Genomic DNA, 18,570 nt, shown 5'->3' with positions numbered 1-18,570 from the left:
AATTGAGTCGCACACTTAGGTGGCGACTCAAAATCTTCCCTGATTATCTTTTCTTACCCACAGTGCTTCTCTACCATTTCGTGCGCTTTTTGTATTGATAATTTTCTGCCCAATTGTCAAACTGTACGCAATACCAAGCTATACTGTAAGAGTGTGGCCTCAAGCAAAAAGGAGTGCCGAAATGAAATCTGCAAGTTATCTGTTAATCATGATGATGCTGGTTGGATTGGCATCGCTTTTTATTATTAAGCGCCCAGATGGTAAACCTTATCTTAGCGTCGATATGATCTTTGGCGAAGCTCAGCAGCAAGCAAATTCATTATTAGACAAATCAAAACGTGAACTCAACAATGTTGTTGATTCCGCAAAAAGTGCGCTGGGTGATGAGACGCAAAGTAAATCACAAGCCACCATATATAAATGGCAAGATGCAAAAGGTAATTGGCATTATTCGGACAGACCTAATAGCCGAGTTAATAGTCAAGTACACACTTTGGATCCGACCAAAATCACCATCATGGCAGCTGAAAATACAGACATACTCAAGGAAAAAGCTGAACAAGGGGATCAGTTAGATGACAAAGGTGGTATAAATGGCATGAAGCCAAGCGAGGTGAAAAAGTTGGTCAAAGATGCGCAAAATGTCCAAAAACTGATGGATCAAAGAGCTAAACAGCTTGATGATACATAACAGCGATAAATCAGAATGAAAAAGGCGACCTAGTGTCGCCTTTTTCATTCTGATGGCTCAAGCTGTTCTGTCACTAACTTGGCAATAGATAAGCAGGCAGTTAATCCTGGGGATTCTATACCAAATAAATTGATGAGTCCTTTAACACCATGCTGTACTTCGCAATCGATGACAAAATCTTGTGGACCAGCTGTTTGCAGCTTAGGGCGGATCCCTGCGTAGTCGATTTGTAGCCTGCTTTTATCAACGCTTGGCCAATATCGTCGTATCGCTTGGTAGAATGTTTCTAACGCACTGGAGTCTGTCGTATAGTCTAGTGACTCGATAAACTGAGTATCAGGCCCAAAGCGCAATTGACCCGCAAGGTCGAGCGTAGCGTGAATACCTAGCCCATGCTGTTGAGGCACAGGATAGATCAAATGCTTAAATGGGTGCTTGCCTTGATAGCTAAAATATTGTCCACGGCAATAATGAAGTGGTGGGATATGTGTATGGTTCAATCCTGCAATTTTAGCTGCATTTTGCTGAGCAAATAAGCCGCCTGCATTGATCAAATTTGTACAACTCAGTTGAAAGATCTCGCCTCCACAATTGAGCTCGACAGCAAACCCTTGTGGTGTTGAGTGAGCGGCCACAAACTCTGTGTTTGGCACGAACTGGCCCTGATTACGCTCAAGCTGCGCAATTAAAGAGAGCATCAATTGGTGACTATCTACTATGCCTGTGGAAGGCGAAAATAGGCCTTCTCGAGCGTGGACTTGTGGTGCTTTAGCTTGTAATTCCGCTTTACTGAGCCAATATAGATCGGTGACCCCATTGTGTTTGGCTTGTTGAAATAGCACCTCGAGCGTTTGTGCTTCATCAGCCGTTTGTGCCGTGATCACTTTACCTAGTTGCGCAAAAGGCACACCGTACTCTTTACAGTGTTGGTAAAGCAGTGTTTTACCTTCAACACAATGTTGGGCTTTACCACTGTTACTCGGGTAGTAAATGCCAGCATGGATCACTTCGCTATTGCGGCTGCTGGTATGCTCGCCAAAGTGTGAACCTTGCTCAATTACTATGACGTCTTGGTTTTGGCTGAGTTTGGCTGCCGTCGCTAAGCCGACGACACCTGCGCCAATCACGAGTGTATCGATATGTTCCATGGTATCTATCGGCTCGATTTTTTATCTGGGCGCTCAATTACGGCCGCTGTCATTCTTGATACGCAACACAGCTCACCTTTGGCATTGGTTATTTTAACCTCCCAAACCGAAGTGCGTTTACCAAGATGGAGCGGTTTGGCGGTTGCACTTAAAATGCCATTACGAGATGCTTTGAGGTGATTGGCATTGATCTCCTGACCAACACAATAAAAACGTTCAAAGTCGACGACAAAATTTGCCGCATAGCTGGCAACGGTTTCCGCTAAAGCGACATTGGCACCTCCGTGCACCATACCGATGGGGTTGTGGTGGTGTGGCGTTGCCGGCATGGTGGCAACTAGGTAGTCATCGCCAATTTCGCTTATCTCAATGCCGAGTGTAGCCATCAATGAACCTTTGCCATGCATGCCTTTATCTAGAGATTGACAAAGCTCTTTGGTAACTGGCTTAAACCAAATGCTCATAGACTATCTGCTCCTCGCCTAACCAAATGAAATTGGTCTACGGCCTGTTTTGCTATCTACCGAAGGTTGTTTTTTGCGTTTTTTATTGGACGTTTTATTTTTTGTCGGTTTACTGGCTGACGTCTTGGGTGCCGGTGGACGAGGTGCTTCTGGTGCTGGGCGCGGGTTGGGCTGTGCGTCCTCAGACAGGGTTAATTTAAACACCTCACCGTCAAATTGCAGGGTGTCACCCGAATATATTTTTTTACGCTTTTGTGTGCAAAGTTCATCATTCACGGCCACATACCCTAGTGTAATTAGCTGCTTAGCTTGTCCGCCCGTTTCTGCGAAATCGAGCACTTTAAGCAGGTTACACAGTTCTATCGGCTCTTCTTCCAGTTCAATTTCAATGTATTCTTGATTCATATCACAACTCTCAATGCGACTTTGCGACAGTATACCGCGCAGTTAAGATGAATGACGAAACTTTTTCGTGATTGTGGTGGTCTTTAATGTAAATGCAGCATTTGGTGTGTATTTTGCTTGCAGTTTGATTGATTCCATTATGACAACACAGGGAGATCGACTATGGGTATTCGCTCTGCTTTAAAAAAAGAGCTAATGAACTTAGACGCACTAGGTTTGATGACCGCAGATGACGTGCGGGCTTACCTGAACGTCCACCTTAAAATTGCGCGCGATAAACTTTCGCTGATCTCGCGTTTTAACACGCATCACAGCCAAGTTCAGGCGGGTTTACCCAGTACTGAAAAGGCATTGAAATTTGAGCGACATAGACTGTTTAAAGACGTCGTTTACCCCAAAGCTGCTGTGCAAAAGTGGCTCTCTCAAGCGAGTTAACACTTTAATCACCAGCCTTAAAGAGTGCACTATAGTAGGACGCTAGGTGCACCACTTGTGTAAATTATCGCAATATTTTTATTTACAAAGACAAAATGTCATGGGCATTTTGTGTGTAATCTAAGCCTAAGTTGATGTTTTTTAGTGCCGGTTCAAAAGGCAGCTGATAGCCATCAATAGCCACTACTGGAAATTCATTGAGTAATTGCGCATACATTTTTTGTGTTTGTGGCTGCAATAGAAAATCAATGAAAGCGAGGGCGTTTTTTTTGTTTGGTGCATGTTTTGCGATAGCGGCTGTGGTGGTTGAAACAGGCGTTTGTCCGTTGGCCATTTGCAAAAAGTGCATTGCAAGTTGCGAAGCGAGTTTGACATCTTGTTTGTTGTTTGACTGTTTCATCATGTGCCAGTAGTAGTGATTGGCTAAAGCATAGTGACACTGACCTTTAGCGAGTGCACGCAATTGATCTCGGTCGCCACCCGTTGGACGTTTAGCCAAGAGTTGATTCGCTTTTGCCATCCATTGAGTATCTTGCGGGTTTTTACCTGATAGCAGACTTGCGAAGAGCGTTTTATTATAGCTATGACGCCAATCTCTGACACAAAACTTACCTTGTACCTTTGATTCGTTAAATTGGGCAAATCGAGTTGGAACGAATGTATTTTTATGACTACCAGCACCTTTGCGAGTAAATAATGCTCGGGTGCGCATAGACAGGCTTATCCAACGTTGATTTGGATCTTTAAATACACTGGGTAAAATCGACCAGCCCTTTAATTCTGTCATAGGTTGTAACAGATCACGATGGGCGCTCAGTTGGGCTAAATCAGAGCTTAATATGACATCTGCCCGAGACTCAGTTCCGTCAGCTTTGAGTCGCGACAATAAGAAAGTAGATTTACCGTTGACCAGGTTGACCTTTACGCCACTGTGTTGCTCAAATGCTTGTAGCATAGGTTTGATAAGTTCATATTTGCGAAATGAATAGACGTTTAATTCATCGTCACTGGCTAAAACTTGGGTACTTAGTAGCAGAATCGGGTAAAAACAACAAAGTTTACTTTTAATCATCGCAAATAAGAATTATTATCAAGTAGTGCAATGGTACAGTGTTATGAGCGGATGTCTAGAGTAAAAAAGTGGGAAAAATTCTTTCAGTCATCGATTAAGTTCGGTGGTTGGATATACAGCGCATACTTGTGTGCTATCTGTTATATGGCCGTGGTTTTTCACGAGCATTACACACAGCGTAGCCACCACCAACTCGAGCAACAAGTTGCGCAATATCAATCTAGAATGAGCGAGCAGTTACAGCGTTTTGCCCATTTGCTCTATTCGATAGAAGCTTATTTGCGGGCAACGCCTGAAATCACTCCCGAGCAATTTTATCACCTTGCACAATCTCAATTGGCAGGCTTAGAACTTGAACTGAGCTTGGAGTCCTATGCCATCATTGAAGGTTCGCAGGTAGAAGCATTGGAACGTCAATATCGCGACTTAGGCTTTTTTGATTTTACTGTGCATTTACCCGAGACTGAAAGTAAGCGTTATTTGACGACAGTTAAGGCGGCACCTGTATCAGAGTTTGGTCATTTGCTCGGTAGCTCAGTTGTGATTTCGGAGGCATCGTCTGGGCGATTACAAAAAAGCGAACTGCAAGCCATTAACTGGCCGGATTCTCATCGTTGGAGTGTGGTAATTGAACAGTTTCAAAGAGATGGCCTTGCAAAGGCATTGGGTATTGGTTTCCAGTTACAGCATTTGTTAGAAGGGCTATTTAGTCAATTCTATCAAGACAATGGCCATCAAGTACGGGTGCTATCTGAGCGTCAGCTGCTATTTACTTCGGACTGGCAAAGTAGTTATGGGCTAGCTGAAATACAACCTGGAATTGTTGAAACCATGGATTTCTTTGGTCAACCAATTGCCATTCATCTGTATACCCAAGAGCAGCTGACACCTTCGTTACTGAATAATTACACCTTGATCATTGTGATGGTGGTGGTGATTGCGGCTGCACTTGGTTTAATGGTGTTATTTCAAGTGCGTTACCTATCCAGACAACATCAAACCATTAATACCATAGTGGAAGAGCGAACCGCCAGTTTGGCACAGGCCAATCAACAGCTACAGCATGCTTCAAATAAGCGTTTGTCATCGCTACAACAGCAAATTGTTGCGGAAAGAAAATATAAAAGCCTGTTTGTGAATAGCAGTGAAGGTTTATTTGTGTTGGACAAACAAGGTGTGCTGGTCGATGCCAACCCGGCATTTAAAACCCTACTTATTGGTGAAGGACAGCGACTCAACTCTTTGAAGCTCAGTGATCTTATGTTGGAGGGGGAGTTTGCTGCCAAGTGGCGAAAAATGGTGACGACATTTGAACAACATGAGGAATTAGAGTGGTTGGCGGGATCTGAGCAATGCAACGGTGTTTGGCTGCGACAAACCGGCTCTTGGATCTGCCATAGTCACGACACCATTTATGAAGGCAGAGTAACGGATATTACGCAAATCAAGTTATTCAATGAACAACTTAAATACAAAGCACAGCATGATAGTTTGACAGATCTGCTCAACAGGCAAACATTCTTACAGCTCGTTGAAAAGAGCCGACAGGGTGATTCAGGTCATTTTATTCTGTTGTACATCGATTTAGACCGTTTTAAGCTGATCAATGATACATTGGGCCACCTTGCCGGTGATACGTTACTGGTCGAGTTTGCCATGCGTATGCGTGAATTGGTCGGCAGCTTTGCAGATATAGCGCGACTAGGCGGTGATGAATTTGCCATACTTTTTGAACAGACATCGCTTGGTGAGCCATTGGAGCTGCTATTAGAAGATATTCTCGTGGCGATCCGTGAGCCATTTAATTATCAAGGGGCCAAACATTCTGTGAGTGGAAGCGTCGGAGTAAGACGTTTTACCGCGCCCTGTCACAACTATGAGGCGGAAAAGTTGTTACACGATGCTGATGTGGCCATGTATGAAGCAAAAAAGCGCGGCAAAAATGACTATCATATTTTTACCTCAGCAATAGCAAGTGAGGCTTCTCGCCGGCTTTTAATAGAGAGAGAGCTGCAAACCCTCGATATGGATAAGGAGCTATCACTGCGTTTTCAACCGATATATTGCCAGCTAGGCGAGACCATTATTGGTTTTGAGGCGCTGCTGAGATGGCATAGTCCGAAGCTGGGTATCGTGAGCCCTGCTGAATTCATTCCCATCGCGGAAGAGTGTGCGCAAATCGTCAAACTAGGTCACTGGGTTTTCCAGCACGCGATGCAGTGCGCTCAACGTTTTCCACATAGGCATATTTTTATGAGCGTTAACGTGTCGCCTTTGCAATTGCAACACAAGGGGTTTATGCACTGGTTAGTAGAACAGTTTGAAGTAAAAGGATTGAACGCGTCACAGTTTAAGATTGAATTGACGGAATCGGCTATGATGACACAAGAAAACAGCTTAATCGCACCACTACAAAAATTGTATAGTATGGGTTTTGGTATTTATATAGACGACTTCGGTACTGGCTATAGTAGCTTATCTCGACTCAATATACTGCCTGTTGATGGCTTGAAAATTGATCGTGCGTTTATTGATGGCATCGAAAAAGCAGGTAACCCCCGGCAATTGATCGAAGCTATCTGTGCGATTGCAAAGAGCTTCAATTTAACAGTGACTGCGGAGGGCATAGAGCAACCCGCGCAGCTAGCTGTTTTATCTGCATTATATTGCCAGCAAACACAGGGGTACTTGATGAGCAAGCCATTGCTTGAAGAAGATGCGCTGTATTTGTTGCAGCAAAATTTGCAAAAGCACATTACAGAGCATGCCAGCTGAACCTCAGCCCATCAGTGTTTGCAGACTATCTTGAGTACCGCACTAAATACGCTTAGTGCGGATACAAATACTAGTCTTTGTTCATTTGTTCAATAAAGCTGGTAGAGTCAGCTATCGAGCGGTTCATATCGGTGATTAAACTCTGTATATCACGTTTTAAGCTGCTAAACTCACCTTTGATAGCGGCGATAGCCTGTGCATTTAGGTTGTGCTTAAGATATAAGACATTGTCTTTCATAGAGTCTAAGACCGGTTGCATTTTTGCCTCACTTTTACGCATTGAGCGAAGCAGCTTATTATATTGCTGCTGGGTCTGGAGCAATGTTTTTTCACTACTGCGTCTAAGTTTTGGGTTAGTAAATTGCTCTAGCTCAGTTTGCCACTCTTCGAAAAGGGCATCGGCAACGGATTCTACTTTGTTTATGTTATCACTCACAGATTCGGCTGCTTTGAGGCTCGCTTCGTAATCGCTATTCAATTGCTCATAAACGTTTTTAAGCTCACCCCCGTCGAAATCAATGAGCACAGATAAGCGCTCTAACGCATTTTGAAACTCTTGCTGAGAGGCTTGTTGAGACGCTTGGGTATCCTCAACGCGATCTACCAGAATGTCACGCTTGTGCACGCCAACTTGCTCCCATGCAGAATAGTAAGCATTTTGTGCGCTTTTACAGCCACCAAGGATGACACAAGCGACAATTAAAACATAAACTTTTAGGTATTTTAGAGGCATACTTTATCCTTTTACTTTAAATGGCTACTTTAAATTATGAAGTGGATTGGTAAGATGTGCAAAGCAATCATTATGTATGAATTATTATGAAACAGCATTGGCCACAATTAAAAGTTCGAGCAAAAGCGGTGTTAGACGCACAGCCAAGTTGGTGGCGGCGATTTTTCGAACGCTGTAAAGAGGACCAGTTAACCATCAATGCAGGGTATCTTGCCTATGTTACTTTGCTGTCCTTGGTTCCGCTTATTGCTGTTGGTGTTGCCATATTCACGGCTTTTCCCGGGTTTGAAAATACGCGCTTGGCAATAGAAAACTTCATCTTTAATAATTTTGTGCCTACTTCAACAGACACGATTAAAGCACATATCAGCGCTTTTGCAGGCAATGCCAACCAAATGACCGCAGTGGGGATCAGCTTTTTAGCGGCGGTTGCATTATTGCTGATCCGCAATGTAGATAGCGCCTTGAATCGAATTTGGCGAGTCGAAAGTAAGCGGCCCTTGATGATTTCATTCGCAATTTACTGGATGGTTTTAACTTTAGGTCCGGTGCTGTTGGGCGCAAGTATCGGTGTGACCTCCTATATAGTGTCTTTGGTATCATTTGCCGATCAGGGGATCCCTGGGTTCAGTGGTTTGTTGTTGAAGTTACTTCCTTATGTAATTTCAATGGCTGGCTTTATTATGCTCTATACTTTAGTACCAAATACACGTGTGTCGTTCAAAGCCGCGATACCGGGCGCGTTGTTTGCTGCTTTTTTATTTGAGCTGACGAAAAGAGGGTTTGCGATGTATATCAGCCACTTTCCGTCCTATGAGGTCATATACGGTGCGTTGGCAACTATCCCAATTTTATTTGTTTGGGTGTATTTATCATGGATGGTAGTGTTATTAGGCGCTGAGTTTACAGCTTGTTTAGCCGAACACCATAAAGAGGAGAATGACACACCTCAACAATGAGGTAAGTCCATGACCTTACTGTATCAGCCTACGGATCCGCTGCGCAGTTTTCACCTACCAGTTTCCCATGGTCATCAATTGCATATTGAGGAATATGGAAACCCAACTGGTATACCTGTGTTGATATTGCATGGTGGCCCCGGTATGGGGTTGCAAAAAATGACACAGAGCTATTTTAACCCCCAGCGCTATCGCATTATTTTGTATAGCCAAAGGGGGTGTGGCAACTCCTCACCGCAATCACTTGAATACAATCACACTGCGTTACTTATCGAAGACATCATTGCGCTGTTGAATTATTTGGATATTCCGCGATGTGTAATTGCGGGTGGCTCATGGGGAGCGACTTTGGCTGTTTTATTTGCGCAGCAATATAAAGAGCGTGTTTCAGGGCTGATCATATGGGCAAGCTTTTTTGCAATGAATTCAGATTTTGCTTGGCTATATGGTTCTACGGGAGCTGGGGCGCAGTTCTATCCAGAGCGTTTTATCCAGTTTTCTCAACATTTGACAGCGCATCAGCAAATTTTATCGCTATATCATGAACAGTTATTTGGTGAAGATGAGCTACAGCAGCATAAAGCAGCACAGCTGTGGCACGATTGGGAAACTCAGTTAAGTGTAGATACTCAGTTACACAGGTATCAACTGCCTTGCTGCGCGCATTTGGTTTCGCAGGCGAAACTGATGGTGCATTACATGTCGAACCAGTGCTTTTTAGAAGAGGGGGTTCTGTTTAACAACGCCGGTGACTTACAGTCTCTCCCAATATGGATGATTCACAGCAGGAATGACTTAATTTGTCGGTTTGCCCCTGCGCAAAGGTTCGCAGAGTTGGTGCAAGCGAGGTTACTTATTTTAGAAGGCATTGGGCACTGTACGTCAAATCAAGTATATTCGGAGGCTATTCGCAGAGCGGCAGATTTACTGCTGTGCAAAATAGATAAAAACAGAGGTTAAAGTGCAAGGGTTAATTCAAAGAGTCAAGTTTGCCAAAGTGGAAGTTGGTGGCGAAGTGGTAGGTGAAATTCAACAAGGCATTTTGGTATTACTTGGAGTTGAAAAACTTGATGATGAGCAAAAGGCTGATAAGTTACTGCATAAAGTGAGTAATTATCGCATTTTTACCGATGAAGCGGGGAAAATGAATTTAAGTTTGAGGGACATCAGTGGGGAGTTACTGGTGGTTTCTCAATTTACGTTGGCGGCGGATACCAAAAAAGGGATGCGCCCTAGTTTCTCTTCTGCAGGTACACCAGATCAGGCAAAGGAGCTTTATGAATACTTTGTTTCTCAAGCAAGGGAGTCCGGCCTGACAGTCGCTACAGGTAAATTCGGTGCCGATATGCAGGTAAGTTTATGTAATGACGGTCCAGTGACTTTTAACCTGTCTGTTTAGCGTTCAATTGCAATAATATGATTTGCATAGCCGGGTACTTGATGTATATACGGCTTTTTCCCAAAATTGATGATCAGCAGATGCTCTAGCTGTTTCAATTGTGACTCGTGTTCTGCAATAAAGTTGATAAATAGCACGCCCTGTTCCGTTAATGCATTGCGTAGCAGGGTGTAAAACTTGTGCTGATACAAAAAGCGTGGCGCATCTAACTCACTAAATAGGTCTAAGATAATCCAATTAAATGGCTGGGCATTATCCAGTTCTAATACCTTGTACGCGTCATTGCAATTGACTTCACTGATATGATCTCCACCGAAATAGCGTTTGTAGCAGTGGATGATGTCAGGGTTATTTTCTACAGAGATCACTTGGCAATCTTGATGGATACTGTGCAAGTAATCTCGGATCGCACCGCCTCCAAGCCCTAGTTCAAGTACTCGTTGTGGAGCAGGGTATTTTTGCCACAGGCCATCCAACACTTGCAGATGGGGAAAAAGCAAGTGCTCTGGGTGATTCAGTTCAACGATTGACTGTAACGTATTATTTATCAATAGCCAACGGAGCGTTTTTTCTTGTCTAACTTGTATGCTCGTCTTACCGTGCTTATGCCAATATAACAAGTGACCAAGCTGGTGGCTTTGGGCTACAAAATCGTTGCTGACGGTTCCTGATTCAGTCAAAAAATCTTGCATAGTTCCATCAGCATAGACAAGGATTGAGGTAATTCCACTGTGTTTAGATGATTTTACACAATTAGTCGATGATTTTACCTTGAACATTTCCTGTTCAGTCTTTTTCTTGTAAGGTAGAACACAAAAATAGCACACACATGAGTGTGCATGAAAAGGAGTAAATATGTTTCCAGTCATTTCGCCACAAAGTAGCCAAGATTGGCAAGATTATTATCAATTACGCTGGCAAGTACTCAGAGCACCATGGGATCAACCGAGGGGATCAGAGCAAGATGATTTAGAACAAGATGCGGAACACCGATACATTAAAAATAATGAGGGTGAAGTCCTAGCGGTTGCGCGTTTGCACTTTAATAATCACCTTCAAGCTCAGGTGCGTTATATGGCCGTTGCTGAAGGGCACCGGGGACAGCATTTAGGTAGCCGGCTGCTTCATGAACTGGAAAAAATTGCCTGGACACAGGACGCACAAGAGCTGGTACTCTTTGCGCGAGAACGCGCACTGGCATTTTACGAGCGCCACGGTTATGAGGTGGTAGAAAAAGCCCACCTAGCTTACGGTGATGTACAGCATTGGAAAATGGTTAAGCAAAAACCTTCCGAGCCAGGTTGGTTTAGACATCCAGATTGGACGCAAGTTCTGCAAGACACATGGCGTGAGTCAATTCCGATCAGTGACGCTATGGGTATCAAGGTTGAAAGCTATACCGATTGGCAGTTCTCAACCAAGGCAGATTTAAAAGCTAATTTGAATTTACATAATTCAATGTTTGCAGGTTCTGTGTATAGCATGGCCACTTTGACTGGTTGGGGAGCGACTTACTTAGCACTTAAAGAGCTTAATTTAGAAGGGGATATTGTACTCGCGGATGCTGAGATAAAATATCTTAAGCCATTAACTACAGCGCCTGGTGCGACGGTAACTCTGTCAGAGTGTAGCGGTGAACTAAGCGAACTCGAAACACAAGGCAAAGCGAAATACACAGTACCTGTCAACGTCTACGATGGTGATGTCTTGGTAGCCAAGTTCTGCGGTGTATTTTTCGTTAAACGTTAAATCGCTGTATGTCCATTATCCGGCCAAACATATGTTGGCCGGATAGCAAGCTTTACAGCAAATCAGTGATGGCAATACCGAGTCCAAGTCGCTGAATATGGGCGTTGTAGTCAATTAAACTTTCACCGTAACCGTTAAAGTACTGTGCGTAGCCGCGCACTCTTCCAGTAATTGGGAATGACCAGTCTAGTTGCACGGCACCCCGGTTATCGCCGCCAGCATTGTTGCGTAACATCATGCCTACTTCGTGGTCGTTGCTGAAGCGATAAGCGCCACTGAGCTCAAAATACCCCATGTATTTGTGAATATCTGGGTTGTCATCACCTTTAGCTGCATTGGCATCTGGTTTCTCATCTTCCGGCAGCCGATACCAAGGTTTAAAGCTAAATACAAAGCCATTGTATTCCCAAATGAAATTGGCATAAATGCGATTCCAAGAGCGTGAATTTGGCTGACTTCTGCCGTTGGACTGATGGGAAATACCCAATACAAAGGCCATTTCGTCGCCCCAAAGCACATTTTCATCATCTAAAAAATTGACCCAAAAAATTTCGGGTTCATAGTTTGTTTCTCGAAAGGGTGATGAAATATCTTTGTTATACACTTGCCAATAAGACTGCAAAGTTACGCCCATATATATTGCTTGGTCTTTATCTTCAAAATCGTGATAGATGGGAAGTTTCAATGAGATCTGATATTTTGCTTCTACATTATCTAGTGGCTCGCCATCTTTCTCTGTTTTATCCATAAAGCCATCAAACGGACGATTGTTTGGGTTCTTGATATAAGAAACTGGCAAGATGTAATTGCGGTGATGCGGTGTCAAAACATTGCGATTTTCTTCTGTGACGCGCTCCCTTGCCATACGTTTATCTAGTTGGCTTAAAGCCCCTATTTGCTGCTCACAATATTGGCGCACTTGTTTCACGGTTCGAGTGTCATCGCCTGAAATTGATTGATTCAAAATACATTGATTGAGCGCTGAAATTTCGTCTTTAGAGGGACTTTTCGCAGCTGCACTATGTGCAGGTAAAGCAAAGAGCAATGCCAAAGTAAGCTTGTTAAAATCCATATTTTATTCCAAACAGGTAAGAAAATGTTCAAACAATGGGTGACAGGTAGCGAAGCTACGACTACCAAGTCATCAGGGCGCTATAGTATAAGTAAGTGATGAAAAAGCCCAGCAGAATCAAGAGAAAGGTGGAGTGGGTTTTAAAAGTGCCCAAGCTGGGCACTTTTAAAATATTAAGCTTTGAGTCTAGAAACCACAAAATATGGGTTGAGGTATGACTCTTTTTGATTATATGTCAGTGGTGAACCATCAATCTGAGTGACGGTGGCGCCTGCAATTTTTGCTACTGCATGACCTGCGCCTGTGTCCCATTCGCTCGTTGGGCCAAGACGTGGATATACGTCAGCTTCCCCTTCAGCGACTAAACACAGTTTCAATGAACTGCCTTTAGGTACCATTTCAACATCATCAAATTGAGCTAAATAATCAGCCAGTTCAGGGGAAGGATGAGAGCGAGAGCCAACCACTTTTATTGTTCCCTGTTGTGCTTTTTGAGTTACTTTTAGCTCAATACGGGCTTCATCACACTCTCTGAACGCGCCGATGCTTTGCGCTGCTAAATAGCAAATATTTAGCGCAGGTGCATACACCACACCCATAGTCGGTGTGCCTTGCTCAATCAACGCAATATTGACGGTGAACTCCCCATTTTTTTTGATGAATTCTTTGGTGCCGTCAATTGGGTCTACAAGCCAGTATCGCTGCCAAGTTTGGCGTTCTTGCCAGCTGATATCTGCACTTTCCTCACTTAAAATTGGGATCTCAGGTGTTAGACGCTGTAGACCTGCGGTGATAACTCTATTTGCTGCCAGATCAGCTTCTGTCACTGGACTGTCATCATTCTTAAACTCTATGGCAAAGTCTTTGGCATAGATCTGCATTATTTCGTCGCCTGCGAGGCGAGCAAGTTCGACAAGTTCTTCGAGCAGGTCTGTATCATTCATAGGTAATCCTTGCTACTGGATGATGTTTTTATCTTTCAAATAATCAATTAATTGTTGTACGGACTGCTCAAGAGAATTCTCACCTGTATTAAGTCTTATTTCTGGCGCAACAGGGGGCTGATAGTCAGAATCAATTCCCGTGAAATTCTTAATTTCACCAGCGCGCGCTTTTTTGTATAGGCCTTTAGGGTCTCGTTGCTCACATATTTCAAGAGGCGTGTCTAAAAACACTTCTATAAACTCGCCTTCACCTACTAGGTTTCTAACCATGTCTCTTTCTGCTTGGAATGGAGAAATAAATGCGGTTAAAACCACCAGTCCGGCATCCACCATGAGCTTGCTTAACTCACCAACTCGACGAATATTCTCAACGCGATCGGCATCACTGAAACCGAGATCTTTGCACAGTCCATGTCTAACATTATCACCATCGAGCAAATAAGTATGCACGCCACTTTGATGTAGCGCACTTTCTAGTGCATTGGCCACTGTGCTTTTCCCTGAGCCAGAAAAGCCCGTAAACCAGAGGATCACAGGCTTATGGCCTTTGAGCTCACTACGATGTGTTTTTTCCACGGCATAATTATGCCAAACAATATTTTTATCCATGAAGCTATCCATTAAAAGGGAAAGACCAATGGGATCAAGGTCAGGACGGTAATAGAGTATATAATTGAAAGCGGAACGCCTACCGTGACGTAATCTTTGATCCGGTAGTTTCCTGCACTATATACCATCAAGTTTGTTTGATAACCAAAGGGTGAAATAAAGCTTGCTGACGCACCAAAAGCAACAGCCATAATAAAGGGGAGTGGATCGACACCAAATCCAACCGCTAAAGCATAGGCAACTGGAAATGACAGTGCTGCAGCGGCGTTATTAGTGATAAGTTCGGTAAAGACCACGGTCATTACAAAGATGGCAATAAAAGCGCCATACGGCCCAAAATCACCGAGCAATAAAAACAGCGCATCGGACAATTGCGTCGCCAAACCCGTTTCAATCATTAATTTGGCAAGACCAATGGCGCTGCCGACAATGGCCAGCAACTCGATTGGAAAACGACGTTTCATTTCGTTGACTTTAATTGTGCCGAGGGCTACTAGTCCAAGTAGCAGAACCATGAGGCCTTTGACTAAGGGCACAATATCAAAGATACCCAAGCCAATCACCGCAGCAAAGCCCAACAAAACATGACTAGATTGCTGCTTTGTCAGGTGGGTTTGTAAATCTAATCCAGAGATATAAACAAATTCACGCTTTAGATCCGGTAAATTATAAAAGTCGCTGCCTGGGGCCAAAATTAATGAGTCACCCGCTTGCAGTTTCACTTTTCCAAGGCCACCTTGCAGACGGTCATGTCCACGTCGAATGGCGATAACAGCTGCGTGAAACTGTTCGCGAAAACGGATCTCTTTGATGGTTTTACCGATGTATTTTGAAGACTGACTAACGACCACTTCAACTAGATGCTCCACGTCTTTTTCGTGTTTATCATGTACCACCTGAAGGCCATCAAAGCGACGCAATAAAGGCACAGATTTGATGTCACCAACAAACAATAAAACATCGCCTTGGCAAATTTCCTGCTGCGGAGTTACAGCGCAGATTCGGCGCTCTCCGCGAATAATTTCTGCTAAGAATAGGTCCTTAAGATCTCTAAGACCGTTCTCTTCAACGGTGCGACCAACTAACTTTGAATCGGCTGATACCTTGCCTTCCAAGTAAAATGGCACGACTTCTTGGTCTTCAGTTCCATGGTCGGGCAAGAATTTCAAGAGTAATAAAATTGTCAGCAAGCCAACAATTAGAGCGCCGGCACCAACCAAAGTAAAGTCAAAAAAGCCCAGTGGGGCCATACCTGCATCAACGGCAAAGCCATTGACGATTAAATTCGTAGACGTGCCAATTAAGGTTAAGGTGCCACCCAATATGGCTGTGTAGGATAAAGGCAGCAATAACTTGGAGGGCGAATGTGTTTGGCTCTCTTTAATGGTGCTGATCAGAGATGCGACAACCGCGGTGTTATTAGTAAATGATGACAAGAAGGCCGTAGAGAGGCCAAGTTTCATTACTGACTTAGACAAGCTACCACTGGCAAGTGTACTGGCAAGCTTTTGTACCAGTGTTGTTTTTTCTATTGCGATAGAAACTAAGATCAATAACACAAGGGTGATCAAAGACGGGTTGGCATAGTTCACCAACATAGATTCCAGCTCGATTAAACCAGTCAGATAGCTCACGCCAATGGCGCTGACAAATAACCAAGCCGGGTTGAGTCGTGTGCCAAATAAGCACACGACTAAAGCGAGCATAATGCCTGTTAAGATGATTTGATCAACTAGCACGTTTTTCTCCCAATAACAGGCATAAATCCACTTACTTCAACTTGCTGATATCAAGCGCTTGCCAGTGTGGGAAGTGCTTACGTACCAAGGCGTTGAATTCAAGTTCAAAGGCACTGAATTCAGAGGTTGTCGCAGACTCTTCAGCAAGCAGTGCTTCGATCATACCAGCACCAATGGTGAGGTTACTGATGCGATCAATCAGGATAAATGAACCTGTTTCATGGTTGCTGCGATAGATATCAGCCACGATGCTCTCGGTCAACTCAAGGGTGACAATGGCAATTTCATTCAATTGCAATTGGTCTGCTTGACCTTGCTCTAACGTGTTTACATCAATGGTGTGGTCAATCTTACGTACAATGGCTGATGTACTTTTACTGCCCAACTTGAAGTTGTAGTTTTTGCCTAACACAAGCGGCTCTTCGTGCATCCACACAAGCTTTGCTTGAATAAGGTTGGTAACAGCCGCAGTAGAGTCAGCTGGAACGATGACATCACCACGGCTGACATCAATTTCGTCTGCTAATGTGATAGTAAATGCTTGACCTGTTTGCGCTTGCTCAAGGTTACCATCAAAAGTCACAAGCTCTTTGATCGTTGAAGATTTGCCTGAAGGTAGCACTTTAACCGCTTGACCAGCACTCAATGAACCTGAAGTGAGCGTACCTTGGAAACCGCGGAAGTCTAAGTTTGGACGCACTACATACTGTACAGGGAAACGCGCTTCAAACGCATGGTTTGCTTCAGCAGCAGGCGAGTCTTCTAGTAGTTCAAGTAGCGGCTTATCTGTGTAGTAAGGAGTCTTTTCAGAACGAGTTACTACGTTGTCACCTTTAAGCGCTGACATAGGAATAAACTTGATGTCTGATACGTTAAGCTGCTCTGCAAACTGTAAGTAATCTGCTTTGATCTTCTCAAACACAGCTTCGTCAAAGTCAACGATGTCCATTTTGTTGATAGCAACAACAAACTGCTTAATACCTAAAGAGTCACAAATAAAGCTGTGACGTTTAGTCTGTACCTGTACACCGTAACGTGCATCAACCAAGATGATAGCGAGGTCACTCGTCGAAGCACCAGTTACCATATTACGGGTATACTGTTCGTGACCTGGCGTGTCAGCAATGATGAATTTACGCTTTGCTGTTGAAAAGTAACGATATGCAACGTCAATCGTGATGCCCTGCTCACGCTCGGCTTGCAGGCCGTCAACAAGTAGTGCTAAATCTAGCTCTTCACCTGCATTACCAACTTTTTCGTTATCTTTATGCAGTGCAGCAAGTTGATCTTCGTAAATTTGGTGGCTGTCATGTAGTAGACGTCCGATCAATGTCGACTTACCGTCATCAACGCTACCACAGGTCATCATGCGTAATAAGCTTTTATCTTGTTGGCGAGATAGGTAGGCTTCAATACCCAGTTCTCTTACTTCATTCGCTGTCGACATTAGAAATACCCCTCGCGTTTTTTCTTCTCCATAGAGCCAGCTGAATCGTGATCAATAACACGGCCTTCACGCTCTGATGATGTGGATAACAGCATTTCTTCGATAATGCCGGTTAATGTATTGGCTTCAGATTCCACTGCACCTGTCAGTGGGTAACAACCAAGCGTACGGAAACGTACAGATTTCATTTCTGGTACTTCGCCTTCCTCTAGTGGCATACGTTCGTCATCAACCATGATAAGGGTACCATCACGCTCAACAACTGGGCGTTTCTCCGATAAGTACAGAGGTACAATTTCGATGTTTTCTTGGTAGATATATTGCCAAATATCAAGCTCTGTCCAGTTAGACAATGGGAATACACGAATACTTTCACCCGGGTTTACTTGGCTGTTGTAGGTATTCCAAAGCTCTGGGCGCTGATTTTTAGGATCCCAGCGATGGTGTTTGTCGCGGAAAGAATAAACACGCTCTTTAGCTCGTGACTTCTCTTCGTCGCGACGTGCGCCACCGAATGCTGCGTCAAAACCGTATTTATCAAGCGCTTGTTTCAAGCCCTGTGTTTTCATCACGTCAGTGTGTTTAGCTGAACCATGTGTAAACGGGCCGACGCCCATGGCAATGCCTTCAGGGTTCTTATGAACAATCAGGTCAAAGTTATATTCTTGTGCCAAGCGATCACGAAACTCAATCATTTCACGGAATTTCCAATCTGTGTCTACATGTAGTAGTGGGAAAGGAATTTTTGCTGGGTAAAATGCTTTACGAGCCAAATGCAGTAACACTGAAGAGTCTTTACCAATTGAGTAAAGCATCACTGGGTTATCGAACTCTGCAGCGACTTCGCGAATAATCTTTATACTTTCAGCTTCAAGTTGCTGAAGGTGGGTTAAAGCCATTGTTCGTCGTCCTACTGTTAATTAAATTAA

At 43.8% G+C, this 18,570-nt stretch carries 19 protein-coding genes; 7 read left to right on the top strand and 12 right to left on the bottom strand.

Features of this window, described 5'->3' with window-relative positions; all coding sequences use genetic code 11:
• Positions 1-181: 181 nt before the first annotated feature.
• The gene (locus QNM18_RS23935) at positions 182-691 is read left to right on the top strand and encodes a DUF4124 domain-containing protein (protein WP_211012816.1); all 510 of its coding nucleotides are present in this window, start codon (positions 182-184) and stop codon (positions 689-691) included.
• Positions 692-735: 44 nt separating this feature from the next.
• Here the strand turns inward: QNM18_RS23935 and QNM18_RS23930 are convergent, their stop codons facing one another.
• Genes QNM18_RS23930 through QNM18_RS23920 form a run of 3 tightly spaced genes read right to left on the bottom strand, consistent with a single transcriptional unit; the run spans position 736 to position 2,708 of the window.
• Positions 736-1,839, bottom strand: a complete 1,104-nt coding sequence (locus QNM18_RS23930) for an NAD(P)/FAD-dependent oxidoreductase (RefSeq protein ID WP_284138628.1) — start codon at positions 1,837-1,839, stop codon at positions 736-738.
• Positions 1,840-1,844: 5 nt separating this feature from the next.
• The gene (locus QNM18_RS23925) at positions 1,845-2,303 is read right to left on the bottom strand and encodes a PaaI family thioesterase (protein WP_284138627.1); all 459 of its coding nucleotides are present in this window, start codon (positions 2,301-2,303) and stop codon (positions 1,845-1,847) included.
• Between the two features lie 18 nt (positions 2,304-2,321).
• Entirely contained in the window at positions 2,322-2,708 is a 387-nt protein-coding gene (locus tag QNM18_RS23920) for an RNA-binding S4 domain-containing protein (protein WP_211012813.1), read from the bottom strand.
• A 162-nt stretch (positions 2,709-2,870) separates the two neighbouring features.
• Between QNM18_RS23920 and QNM18_RS23915 the strand changes: the two genes are divergently transcribed.
• Entirely contained in the window at positions 2,871-3,143 is a 273-nt protein-coding gene (locus QNM18_RS23915) for a hypothetical protein (RefSeq protein ID WP_023400606.1), read from the top strand.
• A gap of 82 nt (positions 3,144-3,225) precedes the next feature.
• Here the strand turns inward: QNM18_RS23915 and QNM18_RS23910 are convergent, their stop codons facing one another.
• Positions 3,226-4,215 (bottom strand): extracellular solute-binding protein, encoded by a 990-nt coding sequence (locus QNM18_RS23910; protein WP_211012812.1) that lies wholly within the window; start codon positions 4,213-4,215, stop codon positions 3,226-3,228.
• 51 nt (positions 4,216-4,266) lie between these two features.
• Between QNM18_RS23910 and QNM18_RS23905 the strand changes: the two genes are divergently transcribed.
• On the top strand, positions 4,267-6,990 hold the full coding sequence (locus QNM18_RS23905) for a putative bifunctional diguanylate cyclase/phosphodiesterase (RefSeq protein WP_284138626.1): 2,724 nt from the start codon (positions 4,267-4,269) through the stop codon (positions 6,988-6,990).
• Between the two features lie 70 nt (positions 6,991-7,060).
• Here the strand turns inward: QNM18_RS23905 and QNM18_RS23900 are convergent, their stop codons facing one another.
• On the bottom strand, positions 7,061-7,723 hold the full coding sequence (locus QNM18_RS23900; protein ID WP_284138625.1) for a DUF2959 domain-containing protein: 663 nt from the start codon (positions 7,721-7,723) through the stop codon (positions 7,061-7,063).
• 86 nt (positions 7,724-7,809) lie between these two features.
• Here QNM18_RS23900 and QNM18_RS23895 point away from each other — a divergent pair, with 86 nt between their 5' ends.
• From QNM18_RS23895 to dtd, 3 genes are read left to right on the top strand one after another with little or no spacing between them, the layout of a single operon-like run.
• Positions 7,810-8,682 (top strand): virulence factor BrkB family protein, encoded by an 873-nt coding sequence (locus tag QNM18_RS23895; protein ID WP_023400602.1) that lies wholly within the window; start codon positions 7,810-7,812, stop codon positions 8,680-8,682.
• Between the two features lie 9 nt (positions 8,683-8,691).
• Positions 8,692-9,642: an alpha/beta fold hydrolase gene (locus QNM18_RS23890; RefSeq protein ID WP_284138624.1), complete on the top strand. Its 951-nt coding sequence runs from the start codon at positions 8,692-8,694 to the stop codon at positions 9,640-9,642.
• Position 9,643: 1 nt separating this feature from the next.
• Positions 9,644-10,081 carry a D-aminoacyl-tRNA deacylase gene (gene dtd, locus QNM18_RS23885; RefSeq protein ID WP_284138623.1) on the top strand — a complete coding sequence of 146 codons (438 nt, stop codon included), beginning with the start codon at positions 9,644-9,646 and terminating at the stop codon, positions 10,079-10,081.
• On the opposite strand, the gene QNM18_RS23880 is transcribed toward dtd, so the two are convergent.
• Positions 10,078-10,773 carry a spermidine synthase gene (locus tag QNM18_RS23880; protein WP_211012807.1) on the bottom strand — a complete coding sequence of 232 codons (696 nt, stop codon included), beginning with the start codon at positions 10,771-10,773 and terminating at the stop codon, positions 10,078-10,080. The genes dtd and QNM18_RS23880 overlap by 4 nt on opposite strands.
• Positions 10,774-10,936: 163 nt before the next feature.
• Here QNM18_RS23880 and QNM18_RS23875 point away from each other — a divergent pair, with 163 nt between their 5' ends.
• Positions 10,937-11,830: a bifunctional GNAT family N-acetyltransferase/hotdog fold thioesterase gene (locus tag QNM18_RS23875; RefSeq protein ID WP_211012806.1), complete on the top strand. Its 894-nt coding sequence runs from the start codon at positions 10,937-10,939 to the stop codon at positions 11,828-11,830.
• 52 nt (positions 11,831-11,882) lie between these two features.
• Here QNM18_RS23875 and QNM18_RS23870 read toward each other — a convergent pair whose 3' ends face one another.
• The 6 genes from QNM18_RS23870 to cysD all read right to left on the bottom strand — a co-directional run bounded on the left by QNM18_RS23870 (position 11,883) and on the right by cysD (position 18,540).
• Positions 11,883-12,902: a phospholipase A gene (locus QNM18_RS23870; RefSeq protein ID WP_211012805.1), complete on the bottom strand. Its 1,020-nt coding sequence runs from the start codon at positions 12,900-12,902 to the stop codon at positions 11,883-11,885.
• Positions 12,903-13,075: 173 nt separating this feature from the next.
• Complete coding sequence (cysQ, locus tag QNM18_RS23865; RefSeq protein ID WP_211012804.1) at positions 13,076-13,846, bottom strand: 3'(2'),5'-bisphosphate nucleotidase CysQ; 771 nt, start codon at positions 13,844-13,846, stop codon at positions 13,076-13,078.
• Positions 13,847-13,858: 12 nt separating this feature from the next.
• Positions 13,859-14,455 (bottom strand): adenylyl-sulfate kinase, encoded by a 597-nt coding sequence (cysC, locus tag QNM18_RS23860; RefSeq protein ID WP_211012803.1) that lies wholly within the window; start codon positions 14,453-14,455, stop codon positions 13,859-13,861.
• Between the two features lie 11 nt (positions 14,456-14,466).
• Entirely contained in the window at positions 14,467-16,161 is a 1,695-nt protein-coding gene (locus QNM18_RS23855; RefSeq protein WP_284138674.1) for an SLC13 family permease, read from the bottom strand.
• A gap of 64 nt (positions 16,162-16,225) precedes the next feature.
• Positions 16,226-17,641, bottom strand: a complete 1,416-nt coding sequence (gene cysN / locus QNM18_RS23850; protein WP_284138621.1) for a sulfate adenylyltransferase subunit CysN — start codon at positions 17,639-17,641, stop codon at positions 16,226-16,228.
• Positions 17,641-18,540 (bottom strand): sulfate adenylyltransferase subunit CysD, encoded by a 900-nt coding sequence (gene cysD, locus QNM18_RS23845; RefSeq protein WP_023400592.1) that lies wholly within the window; start codon positions 18,538-18,540, stop codon positions 17,641-17,643. Before cysD ends, cysN begins: the two co-directional genes overlap by 1 nt.
• Positions 18,541-18,570 lie beyond the last annotated feature (30 nt).

It is taken from the genome of Pseudoalteromonas obscura (genome assembly GCF_030135505.1).
Lineage (GTDB): Bacteria > Pseudomonadota > Gammaproteobacteria > Enterobacterales > Alteromonadaceae > Pseudoalteromonas > Pseudoalteromonas obscura.
The sequence above is the reverse complement of the archived record's forward strand: the minus strand, read 5'-3'. Positions and strand labels throughout refer to the sequence as shown.

What these genes read in the sequence shown, in the direction of transcription:
- QNM18_RS23935 (WP_211012816.1), top strand. Translation starts at nt 182, where the DNA reads ATGAAATCTGCAAGTTATCTGTTAATCATGATGATGCTGGTTGGATTG.
- QNM18_RS23930 (WP_284138628.1), bottom strand. Translation starts at nt 1,839, where the DNA reads ATGGAACATATCGATACACTCGTGATTGGCGCAGGTGTCGTCGGCTTA.
- QNM18_RS23925 (WP_284138627.1), bottom strand. Translation starts at nt 2,303, where the DNA reads ATGAGCATTTGGTTTAAGCCAGTTACCAAAGAGCTTTGTCAATCTCTA.
- QNM18_RS23920 (WP_211012813.1), bottom strand. Translation starts at nt 2,708, where the DNA reads ATGAATCAAGAATACATTGAAATTGAACTGGAAGAAGAGCCGATAGAA.
- QNM18_RS23915 (WP_023400606.1), top strand. Translation starts at nt 2,871, where the DNA reads ATGGGTATTCGCTCTGCTTTAAAAAAAGAGCTAATGAACTTAGACGCA.
- QNM18_RS23910 (WP_211012812.1), bottom strand. Translation starts at nt 4,215, where the DNA reads ATGATTAAAAGTAAACTTTGTTGTTTTTACCCGATTCTGCTACTAAGT.
- QNM18_RS23905 (WP_284138626.1), top strand. Translation starts at nt 4,267, where the DNA reads ATGTCTAGAGTAAAAAAGTGGGAAAAATTCTTTCAGTCATCGATTAAG.
- QNM18_RS23900 (WP_284138625.1), bottom strand. Translation starts at nt 7,723, where the DNA reads ATGCCTCTAAAATACCTAAAAGTTTATGTTTTAATTGTCGCTTGTGTC.
- QNM18_RS23895 (WP_023400602.1), top strand. Translation starts at nt 7,810, where the DNA reads ATGAAACAGCATTGGCCACAATTAAAAGTTCGAGCAAAAGCGGTGTTA.
- QNM18_RS23890 (WP_284138624.1), top strand. Translation starts at nt 8,692, where the DNA reads ATGACCTTACTGTATCAGCCTACGGATCCGCTGCGCAGTTTTCACCTA.
- QNM18_RS23880 (WP_211012807.1), bottom strand. Translation starts at nt 10,773, where the DNA reads ATGCAAGATTTTTTGACTGAATCAGGAACCGTCAGCAACGATTTTGTA.
- QNM18_RS23875 (WP_211012806.1), top strand. Translation starts at nt 10,937, where the DNA reads ATGTTTCCAGTCATTTCGCCACAAAGTAGCCAAGATTGGCAAGATTAT.
- QNM18_RS23870 (WP_211012805.1), bottom strand. Translation starts at nt 12,902, where the DNA reads ATGGATTTTAACAAGCTTACTTTGGCATTGCTCTTTGCTTTACCTGCA.
- cysQ (WP_211012804.1), bottom strand. Translation starts at nt 13,846, where the DNA reads ATGAATGATACAGACCTGCTCGAAGAACTTGTCGAACTTGCTCGCCTC.
- cysC (WP_211012803.1), bottom strand. Translation starts at nt 14,455, where the DNA reads ATGGATAAAAATATTGTTTGGCATAATTATGCCGTGGAAAAAACACAT.
- QNM18_RS23855 (WP_284138674.1), bottom strand. Translation starts at nt 16,161, where the DNA reads ATGCTCGCTTTAGTCGTGTGCTTATTTGGCACACGACTCAACCCGGCT.
- cysN (WP_284138621.1), bottom strand. Translation starts at nt 17,641, where the DNA reads ATGTCGACAGCGAATGAAGTAAGAGAACTGGGTATTGAAGCCTACCTA.
- cysD (WP_023400592.1), bottom strand. Translation starts at nt 18,540, where the DNA reads ATGGCTTTAACCCACCTTCAGCAACTTGAAGCTGAAAGTATAAAGATT.